This window comes from Streptomyces sp. NPDC058092, assembly GCF_042884935.1.
Taxonomy (GTDB): Bacteria; Actinomycetota; Actinomycetes; order Streptomycetales; family Streptomycetaceae; genus Streptomyces.
Genome location: NZ_JBHVSY010000010.1, coordinates 221,539 through 241,770, shown reverse-complemented (window position 1 = coordinate 241,770; position 20,232 = coordinate 221,539). Strand labels below are relative to the sequence as shown.

23 protein-coding genes and 2 pseudogenes are annotated in these 20,232 nt (G+C 69.6%); 16 read left to right on the top strand and 9 right to left on the bottom strand.

The annotated features are described in order from the left end of the window. Positions 1-81 precede the first annotated feature (81 nt). The 8 genes and pseudogenes from ACFVV1_RS19170 to ACFVV1_RS19135 all read left to right on the top strand — a co-directional run bounded on the left by ACFVV1_RS19170 (position 82) and on the right by ACFVV1_RS19135 (position 7,178). Entirely contained in the window at positions 82-1,083 is a 1,002-nt protein-coding gene (locus ACFVV1_RS19170; protein WP_389990497.1) for an ABC transporter permease, read from the top strand. Further along, positions 1,080-2,180: an ABC transporter ATP-binding protein gene (locus ACFVV1_RS19165; RefSeq protein WP_389990385.1), complete on the top strand. Its 1,101-nt coding sequence runs from the start codon at positions 1,080-1,082 to the stop codon at positions 2,178-2,180. The genes ACFVV1_RS19170 and ACFVV1_RS19165 overlap by 4 nt, the downstream gene beginning before the upstream one ends. Before the next feature lie 35 nt (positions 2,181-2,215). Continuing rightward, positions 2,216-3,484 (top strand): ABC transporter ATP-binding protein, encoded by a 1,269-nt coding sequence (locus tag ACFVV1_RS19160; protein ID WP_389990495.1) that lies wholly within the window; start codon positions 2,216-2,218, stop codon positions 3,482-3,484. An 18-nt stretch (positions 3,485-3,502) separates the two neighbouring features. Beyond that, positions 3,503-4,174 carry a trimeric intracellular cation channel family protein gene (locus tag ACFVV1_RS19155; RefSeq protein WP_389990383.1) on the top strand — a complete coding sequence of 224 codons (672 nt, stop codon included), beginning with the start codon at positions 3,503-3,505 and terminating at the stop codon, positions 4,172-4,174. Between the two features lie 87 nt (positions 4,175-4,261). Beyond that, positions 4,262-5,128 (top strand): thioesterase family protein, encoded by an 867-nt coding sequence (locus ACFVV1_RS19150; protein WP_389990381.1) that lies wholly within the window; start codon positions 4,262-4,264, stop codon positions 5,126-5,128. Positions 5,129-5,329: 201 nt separating this feature from the next. Beyond that, positions 5,330-5,581 (top strand): annotated as a pseudogene (locus ACFVV1_RS19145) (WYL domain-containing protein); the annotation flags it as partial. A 236-nt stretch (positions 5,582-5,817) separates the two neighbouring features. Next, positions 5,818-6,627, top strand: coding sequence for a phytanoyl-CoA dioxygenase family protein (locus tag ACFVV1_RS19140; RefSeq protein ID WP_389990379.1), 810 nt, complete (start codon positions 5,818-5,820; stop codon positions 6,625-6,627). Next, complete coding sequence (locus ACFVV1_RS19135) at positions 6,624-7,178, top strand: DUF6309 family protein (RefSeq protein WP_389990377.1); 555 nt, start codon at positions 6,624-6,626, stop codon at positions 7,176-7,178. The genes ACFVV1_RS19140 and ACFVV1_RS19135 overlap by 4 nt, the downstream gene beginning before the upstream one ends. Here ACFVV1_RS19135 and ACFVV1_RS19130 read toward each other — a convergent pair. Beyond that, complete coding sequence (locus ACFVV1_RS19130) at positions 7,137-7,886, bottom strand: SDR family oxidoreductase (RefSeq protein ID WP_389990375.1); 750 nt, start codon at positions 7,884-7,886, stop codon at positions 7,137-7,139. The two genes, ACFVV1_RS19135 and ACFVV1_RS19130, sit on opposite strands and share 42 nt — an antisense overlap. Positions 7,887-7,976: 90 nt before the next feature. On the opposite strand from ACFVV1_RS19130, the gene ACFVV1_RS19125 reads away from it, so the two are divergent. Continuing rightward, positions 7,977-9,308, top strand: a complete 1,332-nt coding sequence (locus tag ACFVV1_RS19125) for an aspartate aminotransferase family protein (RefSeq protein ID WP_389990373.1) — start codon at positions 7,977-7,979, stop codon at positions 9,306-9,308. Between the two features lie 24 nt (positions 9,309-9,332). Here the strand turns inward: ACFVV1_RS19125 and ACFVV1_RS19120 are convergent, their stop codons facing one another. Further along, positions 9,333-9,461, bottom strand: a complete 129-nt coding sequence (locus ACFVV1_RS19120) for a hypothetical protein (protein WP_389990509.1) — start codon at positions 9,459-9,461, stop codon at positions 9,333-9,335. Positions 9,462-9,652: 191 nt separating this feature from the next. On the opposite strand from ACFVV1_RS19120, the gene ACFVV1_RS19115 reads away from it, so the two are divergent. Continuing rightward, positions 9,653-10,822 (top strand): cysteine desulfurase family protein, encoded by a 1,170-nt coding sequence (locus tag ACFVV1_RS19115; protein ID WP_389990371.1) that lies wholly within the window; start codon positions 9,653-9,655, stop codon positions 10,820-10,822. A gap of 156 nt (positions 10,823-10,978) precedes the next feature. Here the strand turns inward: ACFVV1_RS19115 and ACFVV1_RS19110 are convergent, their stop codons facing one another. Then, the gene (locus tag ACFVV1_RS19110) at positions 10,979-11,659 is read right to left on the bottom strand and encodes an N-acetylmuramoyl-L-alanine amidase (RefSeq protein WP_389990369.1); all 681 of its coding nucleotides are present in this window, start codon (positions 11,657-11,659) and stop codon (positions 10,979-10,981) included. 61 nt (positions 11,660-11,720) lie between these two features. On the opposite strand from ACFVV1_RS19110, the gene mnmA reads away from it, so the two are divergent. Then, positions 11,721-12,851, top strand: coding sequence for a tRNA 2-thiouridine(34) synthase MnmA (gene mnmA / locus ACFVV1_RS19105; protein ID WP_389990367.1), 1,131 nt, complete (start codon positions 11,721-11,723; stop codon positions 12,849-12,851). Between the two features lie 259 nt (positions 12,852-13,110). On the opposite strand, the gene ACFVV1_RS19100 is transcribed toward mnmA, so the two are convergent. After that, the gene (locus ACFVV1_RS19100; RefSeq protein ID WP_389990365.1) at positions 13,111-13,371 is read right to left on the bottom strand and encodes a hypothetical protein; all 261 of its coding nucleotides are present in this window, start codon (positions 13,369-13,371) and stop codon (positions 13,111-13,113) included. A 205-nt stretch (positions 13,372-13,576) separates the two neighbouring features. Next, a complete protein-coding gene (locus ACFVV1_RS19095) occupies positions 13,577-14,332 on the bottom strand; it encodes a dienelactone hydrolase family protein (RefSeq protein WP_389990363.1) in 756 nt (251 codons plus the stop codon). 66 nt (positions 14,333-14,398) lie between these two features. Between ACFVV1_RS19095 and ACFVV1_RS19090 the strand changes: the two are divergent. Beyond that, positions 14,399-14,569 (top strand): annotated as a pseudogene (locus tag ACFVV1_RS19090) (IS630 family transposase); the annotation flags it as partial. A 64-nt stretch (positions 14,570-14,633) separates the two neighbouring features. Here the strand turns inward: ACFVV1_RS19090 and ACFVV1_RS19085 are convergent. Continuing rightward, positions 14,634-14,828 (bottom strand): DUF397 domain-containing protein, encoded by a 195-nt coding sequence (locus ACFVV1_RS19085; protein WP_389990361.1) that lies wholly within the window; start codon positions 14,826-14,828, stop codon positions 14,634-14,636. A gap of 12 nt (positions 14,829-14,840) precedes the next feature. Then, positions 14,841-15,695 carry a helix-turn-helix domain-containing protein gene (locus ACFVV1_RS19080; protein WP_389990359.1) on the bottom strand — a complete coding sequence of 285 codons (855 nt, stop codon included), beginning with the start codon at positions 15,693-15,695 and terminating at the stop codon, positions 14,841-14,843. A 281-nt stretch (positions 15,696-15,976) separates the two neighbouring features. Here ACFVV1_RS19080 and ACFVV1_RS19075 point away from each other — a divergent pair, with 281 nt between their 5' ends. Beyond that, a complete protein-coding gene (locus tag ACFVV1_RS19075) occupies positions 15,977-16,441 on the top strand; it encodes an ATP-binding protein (protein ID WP_389990357.1) in 465 nt (154 codons plus the stop codon). Between the two features lie 78 nt (positions 16,442-16,519). Here ACFVV1_RS19075 and ACFVV1_RS19070 read toward each other — a convergent pair whose 3' ends face one another. Then, positions 16,520-17,320: an alpha/beta fold hydrolase gene (locus tag ACFVV1_RS19070; RefSeq protein WP_389990355.1), complete on the bottom strand. Its 801-nt coding sequence runs from the start codon at positions 17,318-17,320 to the stop codon at positions 16,520-16,522. 96 nt (positions 17,321-17,416) lie between these two features. Further along, positions 17,417-17,752 (bottom strand): DUF427 domain-containing protein, encoded by a 336-nt coding sequence (locus tag ACFVV1_RS19065; protein ID WP_389990353.1) that lies wholly within the window; start codon positions 17,750-17,752, stop codon positions 17,417-17,419. Positions 17,753-17,861: 109 nt separating this feature from the next. Here ACFVV1_RS19065 and ACFVV1_RS19060 point away from each other — a divergent pair, with 109 nt between their 5' ends. The 3 genes from ACFVV1_RS19060 to ACFVV1_RS19050 all read left to right on the top strand — a co-directional run bounded on the left by ACFVV1_RS19060 (position 17,862) and on the right by ACFVV1_RS19050 (position 20,220). After that, complete coding sequence (locus ACFVV1_RS19060; RefSeq protein ID WP_389990351.1) at positions 17,862-18,401, top strand: TIGR00730 family Rossman fold protein; 540 nt, start codon at positions 17,862-17,864, stop codon at positions 18,399-18,401. A gap of 42 nt (positions 18,402-18,443) precedes the next feature. Then, on the top strand, positions 18,444-19,133 hold the full coding sequence (locus tag ACFVV1_RS19055; RefSeq protein WP_389990349.1) for an SDR family oxidoreductase: 690 nt from the start codon (positions 18,444-18,446) through the stop codon (positions 19,131-19,133). 61 nt (positions 19,134-19,194) lie between these two features. Next, positions 19,195-20,220, top strand: coding sequence for a methionine synthase (locus ACFVV1_RS19050; RefSeq protein WP_389990347.1), 1,026 nt, complete (start codon positions 19,195-19,197; stop codon positions 20,218-20,220). Positions 20,221-20,232: the final 12 nt, after the last annotated feature.

The window sequence follows — 20,232 nt, the reverse complement described above, 5'->3', positions numbered from 1 at the left end:
AGTCCGAAGGGCAGGTGATGGCCCGGGGCGGTGGCCGGGAGCCCCCGCAAGGGGTTCCCGGCCACCGGCGGGCCGCGCACAGTGCTTGCTTATCTCATCCGGCGCCTGTTCGCCGTAGTCATCATGGTGCTCGTCGTACTGCTCGCGACCTTCACCATCTTCTTCATGCTGCCCAAGTGGGCGGGTCAGGACGTCGCAGTCCTCTTCGCCGGCAAGGCTTCCGGTGCCGAGCAGCTCCAGGGCATCCGGATAAAACTGGGTCTCGACGACCCCCTCCTCGTCCAGTTCTGGGACTTCGTCAAGGGCATCCCGATGGGGCGCGACTACGCGAACGGTGACGACGTCACCCACTGCGCCGCACCCTGCTTCGGCTACTCCTTCCGCACGGAGGTACCGGTCTGGACCACCCTCAAGGACGCCCTGCCCGTCACCGGTGGGCTTGCCGCCGGTGCCTGCGTCCTGTGGCTCACCGGCGGCGTCGCCACGGGTGTCGTGTCCGCGCTCAGGCGCGGCACCATCTGGGACCGTGCCGCGATGACCACCGCCCTCGGCGGTGTCTCCCTGCCGATCTTCTTCACCGGCATGGTCGCGATGGGCCTCTTCGTGCACAACCTCGGCTGGGTGCACATCGCCGACAACCTCTCCACGGACGACGGCATCGGCACCTGGTTCCAGACCCTGATCCTGCCGTGGATCGTGCTCGCCTTCCTGAACGCCGCGATGTACGCCCGCCTCACCCGAGCCACCATGCTCGACGTGCTCGGCGAGGACTACATCCGCACCGCGCGTGCCAAGGGCCTGGGCGAGGGGACCGTCATCACCCGGCACGCCCTGCGCTCCGCGATGACGCCGATCCTCACCGTCTTCGGCCTCGACATCGGTGTGCTCCTCGGTGGCGCCGTCCTCACCGAGTCCACGTTCAACCTGCCGGGGCTCGGACTCGCGGCGGTCCAGGCCATCAGCAACAAGGACCTGCCCGTGATCCTCGGCGTCACACTGTTCGCGGCTCTCGCGATCGCCGTCGCCAACCTCGTCGTCGACATTCTGTACGCCGTCATCGACCCGCGAGTGAGGCTGGGATGACCGAACTGCACAAGAGCGGTGCCGCGCTGGGCGAACCCGCCCCGGCGGGCTCGCCCGCTCCCACCGCCTTCCTCGAAGTGCGCGACCTGAAGGTGCACTTCCCGACCGACGACGGTCTGGTCAAGTCCGTCGACGGGCTCAGTTTCACATTGGAGAAGGGCAAGACCCTCGGCATCGTCGGAGAGTCCGGCTCCGGCAAGTCCGTCACGTCCCTGGGCATCATGGGCCTGCACACCGCGGGCCAGTACGGAAAGCGCAAGGCACAGCTCTCCGGCGAGATCTGGCTGGACGGCAAGGAGTTGCTGTCGGCAGACCCCGACGAGGTGCGCAAGCTGCGCGGCCGCGACATGGCCATGATCTTCCAGGACCCGCTGTCCGCGCTGCACCCGTACTACACGATCGGCAAGCAGATCGTGGAGGCGTACCGGGTCCATAACGACGTGGACAAGAAGACCGCGCGCAAGCGTGCGATCGAGATGCTCGACCGGGTCGGCATCCCGCAGCCCGACAAGCGCGTCGACAGTTACCCGCACGAGTTCTCCGGCGGGATGCGCCAACGCGCGATGATCGCCATGTCGCTGGTCAACAACCCCGAGCTGCTCATCGCCGACGAGCCGACGACCGCGCTGGACGTCACCGTCCAGGCGCAGATCCTCGACCTGATCCGGGATCTGCAGAAGGAGTTCGGCTCCGCGGTCATCGTCATCACCCACGACCTGGGCGTCGTGGCCGAGCTCGCCGACGACATCCTGGTGATGTACGGCGGGCGCTGCATCGAGCGCGGACCGGCCGAGCAGGTGTTCTACGAGCCCCGGCACCCCTACACCTGGGGACTGCTGGGCTCGATGCCGCGCCTCGACCGCGACCAGACCGACCGGCTCATCCCGGTCAAGGGTTCCCCGCCGTCGCTCATCAACATCCCGTCGGGCTGCGCCTTCAACCCGCGCTGCCCGTACGCGGACGTGCCCAAGGACGACGTGACCCGCACCGTACGGCCCGAGCTGCAGGAGGTCGGCAGCCGGCACTGGGCGGCCTGCCACATGTCGCAGGAGCAGCGGGAGCGTATCTGGACCGAAGAGATTGCGCCCAAGCTGTGAGCGAGGACAAGGCTGTGACGAGCGAGGACAAGGGCGTGGACGTTCCGGCGCAGAGGCCTGCCGGGGGCGGCGGGACGGTCAAGGGCGCAGCCTCCCCCGAGGTGCTGCTCAAGGTGACCGGGCTGCAGAAGCACTTCCCCCTCAAGAAGGGGCTGCTGCAGCGCAGCGCCGGTGCCGTGAAGGCCGTCGACGGGATCGACTTCGAGGTGCACTCGGGCGAGACCCTGGGTGTCGTCGGGGAGTCCGGCTGCGGAAAGTCGACGATGGGCCGGCTGGTCACCCGGCTGCTCGAACCCACCGCGGGGAAGATCGAGTTCGAGGGCCAGGACATCACGCACCTCGGCGTCGGCGCCATGCGCCCGATGCGCCGGGACATGCAGATGATCTTCCAGGACCCGTTCTCCTCGCTGAACCCCCGGCACACGATCGGCACGATCGTGTCGGCCCCCTTCAAGCTGCAGGGCGTCACGCCCGAGGGCGGCGTCAAGAAGGAGGTGCAGCGGCTGCTGGAGGTCGTGGGTCTCAACCCCGAGCACTACAACCGCTATCCGCACGAGTTCTCCGGCGGCCAGCGCCAGCGCATCGGGATCGCCCGCGCGCTCGCGCTCAACCCCAAACTGGTCGTGGCGGACGAGCCGGTGTCGGCGCTGGACGTCTCCATCCAGGCGCAGGTGGTGAACCTGCTCGACGATCTCCAGACCGAGCTGGGCCTGACGTACGTGATCATCGCCCATGACCTCTCGGTCGTCCGGCACGTCTCGGACCGGATCGCGGTGATGTACCTCGGCAAGATCGTGGAGCTGGCCGACCGCGAGTCGCTCTACAAGGCGCCGATGCATCCATACACCAAGGCGCTGCTCTCGGCGGTCCCGATCCCGGACCCGAGGCGCCGCTCGGCCAAGAGCGAGCGCATCCTGCTGAAGGGCGACGTGCCGTCGCCGATCTCGCCGCCCAGCGGCTGCCGCTTCCACACCCGGTGCTGGAAGGCGACGCAGGTCTGCAAGACGCAGGAACCGCCGCTGGTCGCGCTGAAGACCGGGCACCAGGTGGCCTGCCACCATCCGGAGAACGCGCCGGACCAGGTGCCCGGCGAGATGGTGACGGCGGCCGCGCGCGAGGCGATCGAGGTCGTCCAGGTGGGGAAGCCGGAGGCCGGCGCCGTACGGGAGCCGGAGGCCGACGAGAACACGGCCGACGAGAACACGGCGGAGGAGAACGCGGCGGAGGAGAACGCGGCCGACAAGAACGCGGCCGACAATGGCGCCGCATCACCCGAAACGCCGGAGGACAGCCCGAAGGAGTAGTACGGGCACAATTGCCCGGTGCTCAACGAACTGTTCACGTCCTCCGTCCAGCATGCGCTCGACATCGCCGGAATTTTCGTCTTCGCGATCTCCGGCGCACTGCTCGCCGTACGCAAGAACTTCGATGTCTTCGGCATCGCGGTACTTGCCGAGGTGACCGCGCTGGGCGGGGGACTGTTCCGTGACATCATCATCGGGGCGGTCCCGCCCGCGGCTTTCACAGATCTCGGCTACTTCACCACCCCGCTCATCGCCGCGTCTCTGGTGTTCTTCCTGCATCCGCAGGTCGAGCGGATCCAGGTGGGCGTCAACGTCTTCGACGCGGCCGGCCTCGGGCTGTTCTGCGTCACGGGCACGGTCAAGGCGTACGGCTACGGCCTCGGCCTCACCGCATCGGCGGCCCTGGGCCTGGCCACCGCGGTCGGCGGCGGTGTGCTGCGTGACGTACTGGCCAACGAGGTGCCCTCGCTGCTGCGCTGGGACCGCGACCTGTACGCGGTGCCCGCGATCGTCGGCGCCACGGTGATCGTGCTGTGCATCCGCTTCGAGGTGCTCAACGGGTTCACCAGCGGTGCCGCGGTGATCACGGCCTTCGTGCTGCGGCTGCTCTCGATGCGCTACCACTGGCGGGCCCCGCGCGCCTACAACCGGCGGTCGGCGACGGCCGAGGAGGGGTCCGAGGCCACCTGACAAGTCCCGCACCGACGCTGAGAGCCGACATCTTCCGACCACTAAAAAGCTACCGCTCAGTAATACAATCGGTGTACGGTGCATCGCATGGCACAGGCAGCAGAGCAGGTGGCGCGGACCGCGCAGGCAACCATCGGGGACAGCGAGTTCGACCGCGACACCGCCGTCTCCTTTCGCGAAGAAGGCGTCTACGACGCGGAGCTCTCCGCCGGATGGACGATCATGCACGCGGTCAACGGCGGCTATCTGCTGGCCATGCTCGGCCGTGCGCTCGGCGAGGCCCTGCCGCACCCGGACCCCTTCTCGGTCTCCGCGCACTACCTCACCGCGTCCGTCCCGGGCCCCGCGGTGATCCGCACCCAGAGGGTCCGCACCGGCCGCACCCTCTCCACCGGCCAGGCCTCCCTCTTCCAGTACGCGGAGGACGGCACCGAGGTCGAGCGCATCCGGGTCCTCGCCACCTACGGCGATCTGGACGCGCTGTCCGACGAGGTCCGCACATCGGCGAAGCCGCCGGCCATTCCGCCGCAGGAGCACTGCCTCGGCCCGAGCGACGGCCCGGCCCCGATCCCCGGCAGCTCCGCCATCACCGAGCGGCTCGACATCAAGCTGGATCCGGCGACGGTCGGCTGGGCCGTCGGCGCGCCCTCCGGCAAGGGCGAGATGCGCGGCTGGTTCGGTCTCGCGGACGGCCGCGACGCCGACCCGCTCTCGCTGCTGCTCACCGTCGACGCGCTGCCGCCCACCTCGTTCGAGCTGGGCCTCAAGGGCTGGACGCCGACCATCGAACTCACCACCCACATCCGCTGCCGCCCCGCCCCCGGCCCCCTGCGCGTCTCCATCACCACCCGCAACCTCGCGGGCGGCTTCCTGGAGGAGGACGCGGACGTCTGGGACAGCGCGGACCGGCTGGTGGCCCAGTCCCGCCAGCTGGCCAGGACGGCGCGCTCCTAGCGTCCTTCGCGGGGCGGGCGCTGCGCGTCCAGCCTTACGGGGGCCGGGGGCCGGGGGCCGGGAACCGGGCACGGGGTAACGAGGCACGGGGCAACGAGGCACGCGGAGCCACGAGGGAAGCTGGTGGCGTGAAATCCGACCGGTTACTCTCGATCCTCCTGCCGCTCAGACCCGCGTCCGCCGCGGCCCGAGGAGGAGCAAGGGGGTGGGGCGCAGGCCGAGTTGGTCGTCGACTCGGTGGAGTGGGCCCGTTCCCTGCTCTCCTTCGGCCCGAACCTCGAAGTGCTCTCGCCGCCGGAGGCGCGGGACCTCCTCGCCCGTCACGCGGCGGCTGTCGTGGCGCTGTACGGGGAGGCGGGTGCGGAGCAGGGCGTGGAGGGGAAAGACAGCCGAGGCGGGCCGGGACGGTGCCGGCTGCCGTACGGCGCATCGCTCGGGCCCCGCGCCACGTAGCGCGCTCAGCCGCAACTACCTCGGGGACGACCGTGACGACCGTGCAAGGCCGCGCCGCCGCGGCGCGGTCAGAGCCGGCGCACCCCGTCGGCAATTCTTGGGGGTTTCGGCCAAAACATTCGTCCCTGGCCATTGTCGGCCGGCCAGGCATGCGTCATGGAGGCGCGGGATAGAAAGGCCCCGACACCTGACGGAACTTTTGCTGGCGTCTCGGTGAATACAGGGGGTTTCATCGCGTGAGCGGCTTCGCAGATCTCGAAGTACAGGTGAAGAACTTCCACGAGAACGGTTACCTGGTGCTGCCCGGTTTCCTTCCCGCCGGTCTTGTCGGGCGCCTGGCGCCCGAAGTCGACGAATGGGTCTCCACCGGTCTGCGGCAGTTGTCCATCGACGCCTGCTTATGTCCGCAGGAGTGTGCTCCGCCGGCCAGGGTGGAGTTACAGATGGACGCGCACGGGGAACTCGCTGCCTATGCCCCACTGCTGGAACTGCTCAGTGATGCCGGTCTGCTCGGGTCGTCCTTCGTCTTCCACCACCTGCACAGTGACCGCCGTCCGCCCGGAGGCGGCGGCAAGAGCTGGCACCACGACTACGAGCAGCACCCACAGCGGGACCGCGAGTACCCCATGATTCATGCCCTGCACTACATCCACGGGCTCCAACCCGCGATGGGCGCTCTGGCCGTGCTGCCCGGGTCGCACCGGCAGGTTGCCGAGAAGGACGCGTGGAGCCACCTCGGGACGGCCGAGCTGCCGGGTGAGGTGCTTATAGACGAGCTTCCGCTGGGCTCCACCGTGGTTCTGCACTCCGCGCTCTTCCATACCCGGCGCGCTGCGCCCGCTCCACTGCGGGGCGGGGGTCCTCGGTACATGATCGACGCGTCCTACTGCCGGACGGGCACACTGTGGCCGCCTGTCAAGCCGTACTGGCGCATGGTGCTGGCCGTGGGCCGCGAGCGGCGGCTGGGGAAGGGGCATTGGCCGGAGCTTTTCGCCGACCGGCACTTCGACGAGTACGGGCGCACGAGCACGGGGATGCCGTCATGAGAGTGCTTGAAGTCGTCACGTTCGAAGCCGTCATGAGCCATTTCGGCCGGGAGCATCTGTATGACGAAGAGGACGAGTCCAACTCGAACGACGAAGCCGAGACACACATCCGTAACGCGCAGCTGACTCTGCGGGGTCGCTGGCACCGGGTGCTTCTGGAGGGCACCGAGGTGCTCGATGTGGTGCTGCCCTGGCATGTGGGGGAGGACGGCGAGGTGGAGCTGATTCCGAAGACGGGTCTCACCGTGGCCGCGGCCGCATCGCGGCTGGCCGGAGCCGGGGCGTCGTACGCCAGGACCAACCCCCTGTGCGCGCTCAAGCTGGCACGCCAGACCCATGCCCTACCCAGACCGCTGTTCCTCAGCACCCGGGCGGTGCCCGGGCGGGACTACGAGGCGCTGACGGTCCGCGCGGGGCTGATCCACCTCGACGGGCTGCACCGGATGCTGGCCTGGGAGCGGGCCGGGCGGCTGGTACCCGGCCGCTGGATCGAGGCGTACGTCGCGGGGCTACCCCCGGCCGATGTAGGGCATGGAGCTCGGCATGATTAGGACGGACTGGATGTTCACCCCGGCCGGCAGCGCCGCCATCGTGCGGACCATGTCGACGACGTGCTGCATGTCCATGGTCGGCTCCACCCGCAGTGAGTCGTCGGCCTGGCGCACCGCGGGCTGCGGCCGGTCCTGCGGGGTCACATTGCCGATGTCGATCTGGCCGCAGGAGATGTCGTAGCGGCGGCCGTCGAGGGAGAGGGAACGGGTCAGGCCGGCCACGGCGTGTTTGGCCGCGGTGAAGGCGATCGAGTCGGGCCGTGGCGCCTGGGCGGAGGGAGCACCGTTGTTGATGATCCGGCCGCCTCGCGGCGACTGCTGCTTCATCAACCCAAACGCGGCCCGAGAGCACAGAAAGGTGCCGGTGGCGATGGAGTCCATGACCCGATGCCAGTCCTCGGTGCTCACGTCCTCGGTGGGGGTGTAGGGCATGGTGTCGGCGGCGTTGTTGAACAACAGGTCGAGCCGGCCGAACCGGTCCGCCACGCCGGCGAACAAGTCATCGACGGCTGCCGGGTCGGTGATGTCGGCGGAGACTGCCACGGCGCGGCCTCGGTCCACATCGGGCGCGAGCCGGGCCGTTTCCTCCAGCGGGTCCTTGCGCCGGCCGGTGAGTACGACCGTCCAGCCGTCGGCCAGCAACCCCAGTGCACAGGCCCGTCCGATACCGCTCCCCGCCCCCGTGACGACAGCCGTCTTCACAGCCACGTTGTACACACCCTCTCCCTGTGAGCCCGCTTCCCGGCGAATGATTCTCGGAGCGTGTCCCACGGTGTCCTCATCCAAACAGGAGCAGCAATGAATGGCGTTTTCCCGGCGCTGGGCGGTACGGACAGCAGCCGATCCTGGTTCGAGCGTGCGCAGCGATCCCTCGCCGGCGGCATCAGCTCTTCCTCCCGGCTGACCTCGACCGGACCGGACCCGTACCCGCTCTACATGAGCAGCGGGTCGGGCGCCCGTATCCGCGACGTCGACGGCAACGAGTACATCGACTACCTCATCTCCTACGGCAGCGCCGTCCTGGGGCACGCCTCCCCTCTGCTCACCAACGCCCTGACCGAGGTCCTGCGCACCGGCACGATGTTCGGCACCTGCAACGTGCCGGAGGTCGAGCTGGCCGAGCTGATCTGCCGGATGGTGCCGTGTGCCGATCTCGTCCGGTTCGCCAATTCGGGCAGCGAAGCAGTGCAGGGAGCGGTGCGCGCGGCGCGCGGGTACACCGGACGGTCAAAGATTCTGAAGTTCGAGGGGCATTACCACGGCTGGTCCGACACCCTGGCCATCTCCAACCGGCCGACCGCCGCCGAAGCCGGACCGTACGACACACCGCAGTCCGTACCTCACTCGCCCGGCATCCCGCAGGGTGTCGTGGAGGACGTGGTGGTCTGCCCGTGGAACGATCCCGCCGCCCTGCGAGCCGTCCTCGACGCCCACCGCGACGTGGCGGCCGTCATATGTGAACCCATCGTGGCCAACAACGCCTGCACCATGCCCGACGCGGGCTTCCTGGACCTGCTGCGCGAGGAGTGCACCGCGCGGGGCATCGTGCTGATCTTCGACGAGGTGTGCACCGGGTTCCGAACGGGCCCCGGCGGCGCCCAGGCACTTTTCGGGGTGGTACCGGACCTCGCGGTGTTCTCCAAAGCGCTGGGGGGCGGTCTGCCGATCGCCGCGTTCGCCGGCCGACACGAGGTGATGGAACCGCTGGCACGGGGAGAGGTCAAACACGGGGGCACCTACAACGCCTCACCATTGTGTGCCACTGCCGCCCTCGTGACACTCCGTGCGCTCCACGACCCCGCCGTCACCAAACGCATCGACGAGACCGGTCGCCGCGTGATGGAAGCAGTGCGACGCGCGGCCCATGACAGTGGCGTGCCCTGCGCGGTCCAAGGCGTCGGAGCAATGTTTCAAGTCGTGTTCTCCCCGGACGGTACGCGCACCCGGCAGTACCGGGACCTGCTGCGGACCGATGGCGCCCGGTACGACACCTTCCGGCACGAGCTGCTCAAACGCGGTGTACACACCAACGCCTACGCAATGGCGTGCTGGTTCGTGCCCGCCACCGTGACGGACGACGATCTCACGGCCACCTGTCAGGCCGTGGAAGAAGCCTTCAAAGCCCTGTGATCGCGTCGCTGCGCGCATCCGTGATCACCACAGCGGCGGCAGCCCGGTGCGATCCCGCGAGCGGGTCACCTCGCGCAGTACCAGGCCGCTGAGGCTCTGGTGCTCCAGGAGTCCGAGCGCGGCGTCCAGCAGTGCCTGACGGCCGACACGCACGGCCCGCACTCCGCAACCCGCACCAACAACCCGCACCGGCGGTCTCCGCCGACGCCGCCCCCGACCGGATCAGGTTCCGGATCGGACTCCGGATCGGGGCGGGCGATCGACTGCCCCGCCCGGTGCGCGGGCACCGGACTGCGATGCGCCCGGCATACGCCCCACCGAGGGCTCGTAGAATCGAGCCCACCATGGCTTACCTCGACCACGCCGCGACCACGCCGATGCTTCCGGAGGCGATCGCGGCGATGACCGCCCAGCTCGCCGTCACCGGTAACGCGTCCTCACTGCACGCCGCCGGGCGCCGGGCCCGCCGTACCGTCGAGGAGTCGAGAGAGACCCTCGCCGACGCCCTCGGCGCACGCCCCAGCGAGGTGGTCCTCACCTCCGGGGGCACCGAGGCGGACAACCTCGCGGTGAAGGGTCTGTACTGGGCCCGCCGCGACGCCGACCCCCACCGCACCCGGGTGCTGGCCAGTCCCGTCGAGCACCACGCGGTGCTGGACGCCGTCGACTGGCTCGCCGAACACGAGGGCGCGAACGTCGAATACCTCCCCGTCGATCGGTACGGACGCGTCCACCCGGACGTCCTGCGCGAGGCGATCCTCCGTAACCCCGACGATGTCGCGCTGGTCACCGTGATGTGGGCCAACAACGAGATCGGCACGATCATGCCGGTACGTGAACTGGCTGCCGTGGCCCGTGAGTTCGACGTGCCGATGCATGCCGACGCGGTGCAGGCGTTCGGACAGCTGGAGGTCGACTTCGCCCGGTCGGGGCTGGCCGCGATGACGGTCAGCGCGCACAAGATCGGCGGACCGTTCGGCGTCGGTGCGCTGCTGCTCGGCCGTGAGTACACCCCCGTACCCGTGCTCCACGGCGGCGGCCAGGAGCGGCACGTCCGCTCGGGCACCCTCGACGTGCCCGCCGTCGCCGCCTTCGCCGTCGCGGGACGGCTGGCCTCCGACGGGCGCGAGGAATTCGCCCGCGAGATCGGCGCTCTCCGCGACGACCTCGTCGCGGCGGTGCTGGCGGCCGTGCCGGACGCCGTCCTCGGCGGTGACCCGGCCCCCGGCGGCCGGCTCCCGGCGAACGCCCACTTCACCTTCCCCGGCTGCGAGGGCGACTCCCTGCTCCTGCTGCTCGACGCCCAGGGCATCGAATGCTCCACCGGCTCCGCCTGCACCGCCGGGATCGCCCAGCCCAGCCACGTCCTGCTGGCCACCGGCAGCGACCCGGACCTGGCCCGCGGCACCCTGCGCTTCTCGCTCGGCCACACGTCCACCAAGCAGGACATCGACGAGGTGGCACGCGCGATCGGACCGGCGGTACAGCGGGCACGGACGGCGGGACTCAGCTAGGGTCTCTCGGCCTCGTCCGGCGATCGGGCCTGCCCGGCGATCGGCCCCGTCATCGGGCACGCCCGGGGGTCGGCCCTGTCCGGTCGTCGGCCCCGTCCGGCGATCGGCCCTATCCAGTCATTGGCCCTGTCCGGGGATCGGGCGGCGGCCACGCGGTCACCGCGCGCCCGCCGCCCGGACCAGCTTCAGATACCGGTCCCAGTCCCAGTGCTTCCCCGGATCGGTGTGGTCCGTGCCCGGCACCTCCACATGCCCGATGATGTGCTCGCGGTCGACCGGCATCCCGTACCGCCCGCATATCGCCGCCGTCAGCCGCGCCGACGCCCCGTACATCGCCGCCGTGAAGTCCTGCGGGCGGTCCACGAACCCCTCGTGCTCGATGCCGACACTGCGCTCGTTGTACGACCTGTTCCCCGCGTGGAACGCCACATCCAGCTCACGGATCATCTGCGTCACATGGCCGTCCTTGCGCACCACGTAGTGCGCCGCCGCCCCGTGCCCCGGGTTCTGGAAGACCTTCACCGCGCTTTGGAAGCTGCCCTGGGTGACATGGATGACGACCCGGTCGACCGGATAGTCGGCGGGACGGTCGGCCCGCCGCCAGTTCGCCGCGGAGGCCGATATCCACTCGGCCCGTGCGTAGTCCACCTCGCCCGGCGTGCGGGGCTTGTCCACCCCGGGCAATCGCCACCAGGCGCGCTCCAGCTTCTCCCGCGCCAGCGCGGCCGCGCCCACCGCCGTGACGGCAGTGCCGATCAGCAGCCCGCGCCGGCTGATGCCGTGCCCGGACTTCGCCCCCGCGGAGCCCTTGGCGCCCGCCGTCCCCTTGGTCCCCATGCGATCCACAACGCATATCCGCGAGCGTTCGGTTCCCGGCGCCCCGTACTCTGGTGGAGCTATGACTCAGACTTCCCAGCGCCCCCTCCGCGTACTCGCCGCCATGTCGGGCGGTGTCGACTCCGCCGTCGCCGCGGCCCGCGCCGCCGAGGCGGGGCACGACGTGACCGGTGTGCACCTCGCCCTCTCCGCGAACCCGCAGTCCTTCCGTACCGGAGCGCGCGGCTGTTGCACGATCGAGGACTCCCGCGACGCGCGCCGCGCCGCGGACGTCATCGGCATCCCGTTCTACGTCTGGGACCTGGCGGAACGCTTCCGCGAGGACGTCGTGGACGACTTCATCGCCGAGTACGAGGCGGGGCGCACCCCCAACCCGTGCCTGCGCTGCAACGAGAAGATCAAGTTCGCCGCGCTGCTCGACAAGGCCCTCGCGCTGGGCTTCGACGCCGTGTGCACCGGCCACTACGCCACCGTCGTACTGCGTGAGGACGGCAGCCGCGAGCTGCACCGTGCCTCCGACATGGCCAAGGACCAGTCGTACGTCCTCGGTGTCCTGGACGAGAAGCAGCTCGCCCACGCGATGTTCCCGCTCGGCGACACCCTCACCACCAAGGACGAGATCCGAGCCGAGGCCGAGCGCCGGGGCCTCGCCGTCGCCAAGAAGCCCGACAGCCACGACATCTGCTTCATCGCCGACGGCGACACCCAGGGCTTCCTGGCGAGCCGCCTCGGCGGCAAGGCGGAGGGCGACATCCTCGACGAGTCGGGTACGAAGGTCGGCACCCACGAGGGCGCCTTCGGCTTCACCATCGGCCAGCGCAAGGGCCTGCGCATCGGCCACCCCGCCCCCGACGGCAAGCCGCGCTACGTCCTGGACATCTCCCCGGTGAACAACACGGTGACGGTCGGCCCGGTCGAGTCCCTCGACGTCACCGCGCTCACCGCCATCAGGCCCCGCTGGTGCGGCACGGCCCCGTCCGGCCCCGGCACCTACACCGCCCAGCTCCGCGCCCACGGCGGCGAGACCGAGGTGACGGCCGAACTGGTCGACGGCACCCTCAACGTCACCTTCACCGAGCCGGTACGCGGCGTGGCCCCCGGCCAGGCGGTCGTCCTGTACGACGGCTCCCGCGTGGTCGGCTCGGCGACGATCGCGACGACGGTACGGCGGGAGACGGCGGCGGCCGGCTGATCGCCCCGGCTGAACGGCCTCGGCTGACCGCCGGGGCCGACACTGCCGGGGCGGCCGTCATAGGCCGCTGCTGCGGACCGTCCGCATGTGATGTACGTACGACGGGGTCCGCCTCCCCGTTCCGCCGGAGGCCGACAGATGATCGACGCTGTCCGCTACCTGGTCGACAACGGCATCAAGTGGCGGGTGATGCCTGCGGGCTTCCCCGCCTGGTACCGCGCAGTTCACTGCCCTGCGCGAAATGGGGCTGCTGCGCCACTCAGCTGCCGGGACCCTGCGGATAGGTGTGAACGATGTACGCCCAGCGTGCTGCGCCCACTGCCAGAAAGATCAGTGACGGCGCCAGCCACCAGCGGCTGAGCGTCCGCTGCCGCACGGGGAGCAGGGCGAGCAGGGAGGTGATGACGCCGAGTGTGATCAGCAGCGCTGACGCGAACTCGATACCCGTCAGCGCCTGTTCGTCCCAGGCCGCTTGCGGCTGAGTCGCAAGTGCGCCGTAGGCAACGTAGGCGTTGAGCAAGGTTCGCGAGGATGAGGATCACTCCCCAAGGCCCTCGCAGCAGGCCGGTCACTTCAGGGCGCTCCTCGCATCGTCCAGATTCTTGTCGAAGCCACGGCCGTAGGCCTGGGCGTTGTCATCCTGCCAATAAGGGCCACTGTTATAGCGGGCGGCGAGTTCCTGGCGCTGCTGAGCCAGAAATGCCGTAGTGACCGGTAAGCGCTGGTCAGCGGGTGGCCGAGCTTGGACTGACCAGATCCTCCGTCACGGGCAGGCACTCGGCGAGCAGGTCGACGACGTCGCGCCAGGCTCGCTGCGCGTGCCGTGGGTGGTAGCCGACGCCGGGACGCACGGTGTGGTCGACCGGCGGGTGGTGGAAGGCGTGCAAGGCGCCGCCGTAGACCGCGAGGCGCCAGTCGACGCCCGCGGCCTGCATCTCTGCGGTGAACGCGTCCCGTTGCGCGGGCGGCATGATCGGGTCTTCCGACCCGACCCCGGCCCACACCGGGCAGCGAATGCGCGCCGCCTCGCCCGGTCGGCCCGTGGTCAGTGCGTTGACTGTCCCGATCGCGCGCAGGTTGACGCCGTCGCGCCCGAGTTCCAGCCCGACGGCGCCCCCGGTGCCGTAGCCGATGGCGGCGATCCGGTCGGGGTCGGTCCGCGGTTCGGCGCGCAACACGTCGAGCGCCGCATAGCCGATGCCCCGCATCCGGTCGGGGTCGGCGAGCAGAGGCATGCAACGGGCCAGCATCTCCTCGGGGTCACCCAAATAGCGCCCGCCGTGAAGGTCGAAGGCCAGCGCTACGTATCCCAGCTCGGCGAGAGCATCGGCCCGGCGGCGCTCGACGTTGCTGAGCCCCGTGCCCTCTGGTCCGAGCAGCACCGCGGGCCGGCGGTCGACGCCGGCTGGGAGTGCGAGGTGCCCGATCATCGTCAGACCGTCGGCCGGGTACTTGACCGTGCGCGTTGTAATCGTCGTCATGAGACTGGACTGTAGTGATCGTCGAGCCCGGTCGGGCCGGGGTTCACCGCTGGCAGAACAGCGCGGGTGTCGCGGATCTGGCGGACCTTCGGCCTCAAACCGCACCTGGTGGACACCTTCAAACTGTCCAAGGACCCGCAGTTCATCGAGAAGGTCCGCGACGTCGTCGGCCTGTACCTGGACCCGCCGGAGCGGGCGATCGTGCTGTGCGTGGACGAGAAGTCCCAGATACAGGCAGACTTCTTTGCTTGCTGGCGGAACATCCCCGCGCGGGCGTCCCACGGCAGTGGCTGTCTCTCGTTCAGCCGAAGCCCACCTTGCTGGACTTCAGTCCGAGTACAAGCGCACGGAGTGTGGCCCGGTCCGTCGTGACGATGCGTTCCGGGCTCTCGCTCTCGCGGATCGCGACATCTTCGCCCTCTAGTGCAGCAACTTCGATGCAGTTGTTCCCTCCTGCGTCGGAGAACGATGACTTCAACCAATGCAGGCCGGGCACGTGAGACACCTCTTACAGTTCTCTGACTACTGAGCGGATGAAATCCCTGGACTTCACGGGAGTCAACGCCACCTTCTCGACCATGTCCAGCCTGGTGCGAAAGTTCGCCAGTTGCGTGGGTGAGTCGATGAAGACTGCTCCCGTGGGTGAGTCCAACTGCACTGTGTCCAGATGCTGATTGGGAGCCTCCGCGTACAGGACGGATGAGTCGCCGAGGAGCGGGAAGCCGCCGGCTGCGAACGGGATGACGTGCAGCGTGACATTGGGGCGTTCACTCGCATCCAGCAGGTGCAGCAGCTGAGCGCGCGTGACGCCGAAGCCTCCGATCTGCATCCTGATCGCGGCTTCGTGGATCACGCCGGTGTACGGGATCGAGTGCTCTCCGGTGACCACGGCCTGGCGGGCCAAGCGGTGTGCCACGCGTAGTTCGATTTCGAGGCGCGGCATGGGTGGGACGAAGAGTTCGAAAATTGCGCGTGCGTGGTCCTCGGTATGAAACAGGCCGGGAAGGTGTGCGATCTGGACAGTTCGTAAGCGCACGGCGTAGTGCTCAAGTGCTGATACATCCAGAAAGCCCGGCGGGATCTTGCCCCGGTACTCCTCCCACCAGCCGGACTTCCGCCCACCAGTCAGTCCAGCCAGTGCGTCGATCAGGGACGAATCGTTGCATTCGTAGATGCTGGCGAGTCGGCGCAGGCGCTCTTCGCTGATACCGAAGCGCCCGGCTTCCACATTGGAGATGACCGTGCGGTCAGTGCCCAGAAGGTCGGCCGCTGCAGGGGCGGTCATGCCTGCCCCTTCGCGTAGCCGCCGAAGTTCGATGCCGAATCGGCGTTGAAGGATGGTTGGAGTCTGTCGCGGTGCCATGTGGCCTCTCCTTGGTTCGCGCACAGTGTGCCTATCCAGAGCCCGACGTTCCACCGAGAACAGGAAGTTAACTCTTCGGAGTGACTTGGTAGCACGGTTATGAGTTTCTCTCCTACTCTGTGATGCGTGCCACTCGCGCAGTCGACGGCGGAAGCGCACCGATCCACCCCGCCCATCCGGGAAGGCGGGTCCCGGAGCGGCATTGCCACCGCCACCACGGCAGCAACCACCCATGGCGCACGTCCACTTGTCACCACTCGCACGCACCCCAGGAGGTGCCCGTGAGGGCTGAATCCACCCCCTACGCCCCGTACACCCACCACCCCGCCCCCATCCCGTTCGCCGAACCCTGGCAGTACGAGCTCGCCTTCCCCTGCGACCCGCGCAGCCCCCGCATCGCCCGTGCCACCCTCCGCGCCATCCTCGGTGCCCACGAACTGACCGAACTCAGCTACCGTGCCGAGCTGTTGACGTCTGAGCTGACCACCAATTCCGTGCGGCACACCAAAGGGCCCGCCGCCGTCCGGCTCCAGTGGCGGCACCCCGTGCTCCGGATCAGCGTCTGGGACATGAGCCCTGACCTGCCCAAGCCGTACGCCCCGCCCAGCGACCCTCACGCCGAAGCCGGGCGGGGCATGGCCATCCTCGAACTCGTCGCCGACCGTTGGGGCGGGTGCGCCATAGGGGAGGGGGCGTACGGGCCGGGTGGCAAGACCGTCTGGTTCGAGCTCGCGCTCGGCGTCTGAGCCTGCGGAGACGGCGCAGCCCCGCGCGGCCACGTCCGACCCCTGTACGGGCGTGGCCGAGCGGGGCGGGCTGGGGGCTCAGGAAGCCTGGCGCGCGTACATGTCCCTGCCGAAGAACTCCGCCAGGACCGGGGCCATCGCCTGCGGCGCCAGTTCGCGTGTCTGACCCGTCAGGGTGCGGTGGCGGGCGCGGGGGAGGGTCTCCGCGAGGGCGCGGGTGGACTGGCGGGCGGGGGTGGGGCTGGAGCCGCCGCAGATCACCAGGGTGCGGGCCGTGACGGAGGCGAACCGGGCGGCCGGGATTGCGCCGTTGCCGAGCAGCGCGTCGTCGTACGCGAGGGTGTGGGCCATCGCCACCAGGTCGCTCCACAGCGGGGCGCGGCGCATCCGGGCGATCATGTCGGCCGGTACGCCCGTCACGGAGAGGAACAGCTCGACGGCTCCCGCGCGGTCCCCGGTGGTCAGCAGCCGGTGCAGGCGGGAGGTGCAGCACGCCTTGTACTGCAGGCCCGAGGCGCTCGGCGTGTAGGGCGGTTCGTACACCGCCAGCAGGTCGACGGGAAGCCCCGCGGCCCGGGCTTCCAGGGCCAGTGCCCCGCCGGCCCCGACGCCGAACACCGAGGCCCGGCCGCCCACCGCGGTGACGAGCGCGGCCAGGTCCTCGATCTCGCGTTCCACCGCGTACGGTCCGCTGTCGCCGCTGGAGCCGCGGCCGCGCCTGTCGTACGTGACGACATCGAAGTGCGGCGCGAGGAGGCGCGCCAGGGGGGCCTCGGTCGCCGCCGTGCTCAATGCTCCGCCTACCAGGATCACCGGCGGTCCTTCGCCCCGGCGCCGATACGCGATCAAGGTGCCGTCGCGGGAGTGAGTCTTGTCCATGTGAGGGAGGACTGCGATTCCGTCAAAAAGTTATCGCTGCGGCCGTGAGTTTTTTTGTGGTTCTTCAACTCCGCAGGTCACAGGAGTGCTTGGTGATCAGTCGGAGATGGTCTCGGTGTCGTAGAAGCAGAAGTGGTCCTTGATCGCGGCGACTTCGGGCTTCGGATCGGGATAAGCCCAGACGAGATCGGCCGCGTCCGGCAGCGACCAATAGGAGGCATCGCCCTTGAACGGGCAGTGGGTATGGGTGTCCGAAGCCGTCAGGAGGTCCGTACGGACGTCCTCGGGCGGCAGGTAGTAGCGGGGCGGACAGCCCGTCTCGCGCAGTACGAGCGGGCGCCGGCTCTCGGCGAGCACCTGCCCGTCGCGCACCACACGTACATGCTCGGTGCCGGGTTCGACGGTGATGATGTGGCCTCGTGTGGAAGTCATGTCTGGTTCAGCAGCGTCGCGGGCCGGTTTCTTCCCTTTCCCGCGCCGGTGTCTGCCGGACTTCCACCCGGCCCCCTGGTGTGTCAGTGGTGGCCTTTACGGTGGCTGCATGAACATCTGCGTCTTCCTCTCCGCCGCCGACCTCGACGACCGCTACACCCAGCCCGCCCGCGAATTCGCCGAGCTGCTCGGCCGGGGCGGACACACGCTGGTCTGGGGAGGGTCGGAGAGCGGGCTGATGAAGGTCGTCGCCGACGGGGTGCAGGAAGCGGGCGGTCGGCTGGTCGGGGTGTCGGTCGACTTCCTGGCCGCGAAGGCACGTACCAACGCGGACGAGATGGTGATCGCGCGCGATCTCGCCGAGCGCAAGGCGCTGCTCCTGGAGAAGGCCGACGCGATCGTGATCATGGTGGGCGGTACGGGGACGCTGGACGAGGCGACCGAGATCCTGGAGCTGAAGAAGCACGGCAAGCACGACAAGCCGGTGGTCCTGCTCAACACGGCGGGCTTCTACGACGGGCTGCGCCAGCAGTTCCAGCGCATGGAGGACGAGGGCTTCCTGCCCCTCCCGCTGACCGACCTGGTGTTCTTCGCGAAGGACGGCGTGGGCGCCCTGGCCTACCTGGAGGAGGGGTCCGGTCTGCGGTGACGCGGCGGCGGGGCGCGATCGGCAGGGTGAGATCATGGGGCCATGTCCACTCATGTCATCACCGGCGCAGGCTCCGGCATCGGCGCAGCTGTCACCCGTCGTCTCCTGGAGCGCGGTGACGAGACCGTGCTGCTGGCCCGTGACGCGGGCCGCGCGAAGGAGCTGGCCGAGCTCCACCCCGGCGCCCGTACGCTCGTCGGTGACCTCTCGAACCCGGACCGGCTGTCCTGGGCGTTCGCCCAGCAGGCGATGCCGGAGCGGGTCGACTCGCTGCTGCACATCGCGGGCGTCGTCGAGCTCGGCAAGGTCGGTGACCTCACGCCCAAGGCGTGGCACTTCCAGCTCAACGCCAACCTGGTCGCGCCCGCCGAGCTGACCCGGCTCTTCCTGCCGCAACTGCGGGTCGCCCAGGGCCATGTGCTCTTCGTGAACTCGGGCGCCGGCCTCTCCGCGAGCGCCGAGTGGAGCGCGTACGCCGCGAGCAAGCACGGCCTGAAGGCGCTTGCCGACGCGCTGCGTCACGAGGAGCACGCGAACGGGATCCGCGTGACCTCCGTCTACCCGGGGCGCACCGCCAGTCCCATGCAGGCCAAGGTCCACCAGCAGGAGGGCAAGGAGTACGACGCCTCCCGCTGGATCGACCCGGAGTCGGTGGCCACCACGATCCTGATGGCCCTCGACCTGCCGCGCGACGCCGAGGTCAACGACCTCACGGTGCGACCCGGGCGCTGAGCCTCCCCGGCCCCCGACCGCCGCCGGTCGAAGGGGCCGGGCGCGGCCTTAGGCTTCCCGTGTGAGCGAGAAGAGCAAGTTCAGGGGTTGCCGGGCCACCGGAATCGGTTCCATGCCCGGGGGAGACGCACGGGAGGCGGCGAAGACCGTCACCGGGTCCTTCGGGGACGGCCAGGGCCTGCCGTACCTGGCCGAACTGCCGGCCCGCGGACCCGGCGCGGACATGATCGGGCGGACCATCGGACTGCTCGTCGACCTGTACGGCCATGTCGAGCCCAGCGGCTGGCGGATCAGCGACCGGCCCGGACGGGACACCCGCCGGGCCAGGTCCTGGCTCGGCGAGGACCTCGACGCGCTGGAGGAGTTCACCCAGGGGTACGAGGGACCGCTCAAGGTCCAGGCCGCGGGCCCCTGGACGCTGGCCGCCGCCCTGGAACGGCGCGGCGGCGAGGCCGCGCTCGGCGACCCGGGGGCCTGCCGCGACCTGGCGGGCTCACTGGTGGAGGGGCTCCGGGCCCACCTCGCGGAGGTACGGCGCAGGGTGCCGGGAGCCGAGGTGGTCCTCCAGCTCGACGAACCGTCGCTGACCGGCGTACTGCACGGCCGGATCAGGACGGCGAGCGGCTACCGCACCTACCGGGCCGTGGACCGCCAGATCGTCGAAGGCACCCTGCGCGACGTGCTGGCGGCGGGCGGGGACGGAGCGACGGTCGTTCACACCTGTGCACCCGAGGTGCCGTTCGCGCTGCTGCGCCGGGCCGGTGCCGACGGCATCTCGTTCGACTTCTCGCTGCTCACCGAGCGTGAGGAGGAGGCGATCGGGGAAGCGGTCGAGGGCGGCACCCAGCTCTTCCTCGGGGTGGTGCCGGGCACCGACCCGGCCTCGGGTGATTTGTCGGACCCGGGCGGTAGCGTCATGGGTGTCAGGACGCTGTGGCGCAGGCTGGGGCTGAATCCGGGGACTCTGACGGAGTCCGTGGTGATCACCCCGTCGTGCGGGCTCGCAGGTGCCTCGCCCGCGTATGCGCGCGCCGCGCTCGCCCACTGCGCCCGGGCCGCGAGATCGCTCGCAGACAACCCTGAGTAACGGGGCAACGGG

Coding starts and splice junctions, on each gene's coding strand:
- ACFVV1_RS19135 (WP_389990377.1), top strand. CDS start 6,624: ATGAGAGTGCTTGAAGTCGTCACGTTCGAAGCCGTCATGAGCCATTTC.
- ACFVV1_RS19110 (WP_389990369.1), bottom strand. CDS start 11,659: ATGGGGACCAAGGGGACGGCGGGCGCCAAGGGCTCCGCGGGGGCGAAG.
- ACFVV1_RS19065 (WP_389990353.1), bottom strand. CDS start 17,752: ATGACTTCCACACGAGGCCACATCATCACCGTCGAACCCGGCACCGAG.
- ACFVV1_RS19125 (WP_389990373.1), top strand. CDS start 7,977: ATGAATGGCGTTTTCCCGGCGCTGGGCGGTACGGACAGCAGCCGATCC.
- ACFVV1_RS19080 (WP_389990359.1), bottom strand. CDS start 15,695: ATGGCACCGCGACAGACTCCAACCATCCTTCAACGCCGATTCGGCATC.
- ACFVV1_RS19165 (WP_389990385.1), top strand. CDS start 1,080: ATGACCGAACTGCACAAGAGCGGTGCCGCGCTGGGCGAACCCGCCCCG.
- ACFVV1_RS19150 (WP_389990381.1), top strand. CDS start 4,262: ATGGCACAGGCAGCAGAGCAGGTGGCGCGGACCGCGCAGGCAACCATC.
- ACFVV1_RS19055 (WP_389990349.1), top strand. CDS start 18,444: ATGTCCACTCATGTCATCACCGGCGCAGGCTCCGGCATCGGCGCAGCT.
- ACFVV1_RS19095 (WP_389990363.1), bottom strand. CDS start 14,332: ATGACGACGATTACAACGCGCACGGTCAAGTACCCGGCCGACGGTCTG.
- mnmA (WP_389990367.1), top strand. CDS start 11,721: ATGACTCAGACTTCCCAGCGCCCCCTCCGCGTACTCGCCGCCATGTCG.
- ACFVV1_RS19115 (WP_389990371.1), top strand. CDS start 9,653: ATGGCTTACCTCGACCACGCCGCGACCACGCCGATGCTTCCGGAGGCG.
- ACFVV1_RS19070 (WP_389990355.1), bottom strand. CDS start 17,320: ATGGACAAGACTCACTCCCGCGACGGCACCTTGATCGCGTATCGGCGC.
- ACFVV1_RS19060 (WP_389990351.1), top strand. CDS start 17,862: ATGAACATCTGCGTCTTCCTCTCCGCCGCCGACCTCGACGACCGCTAC.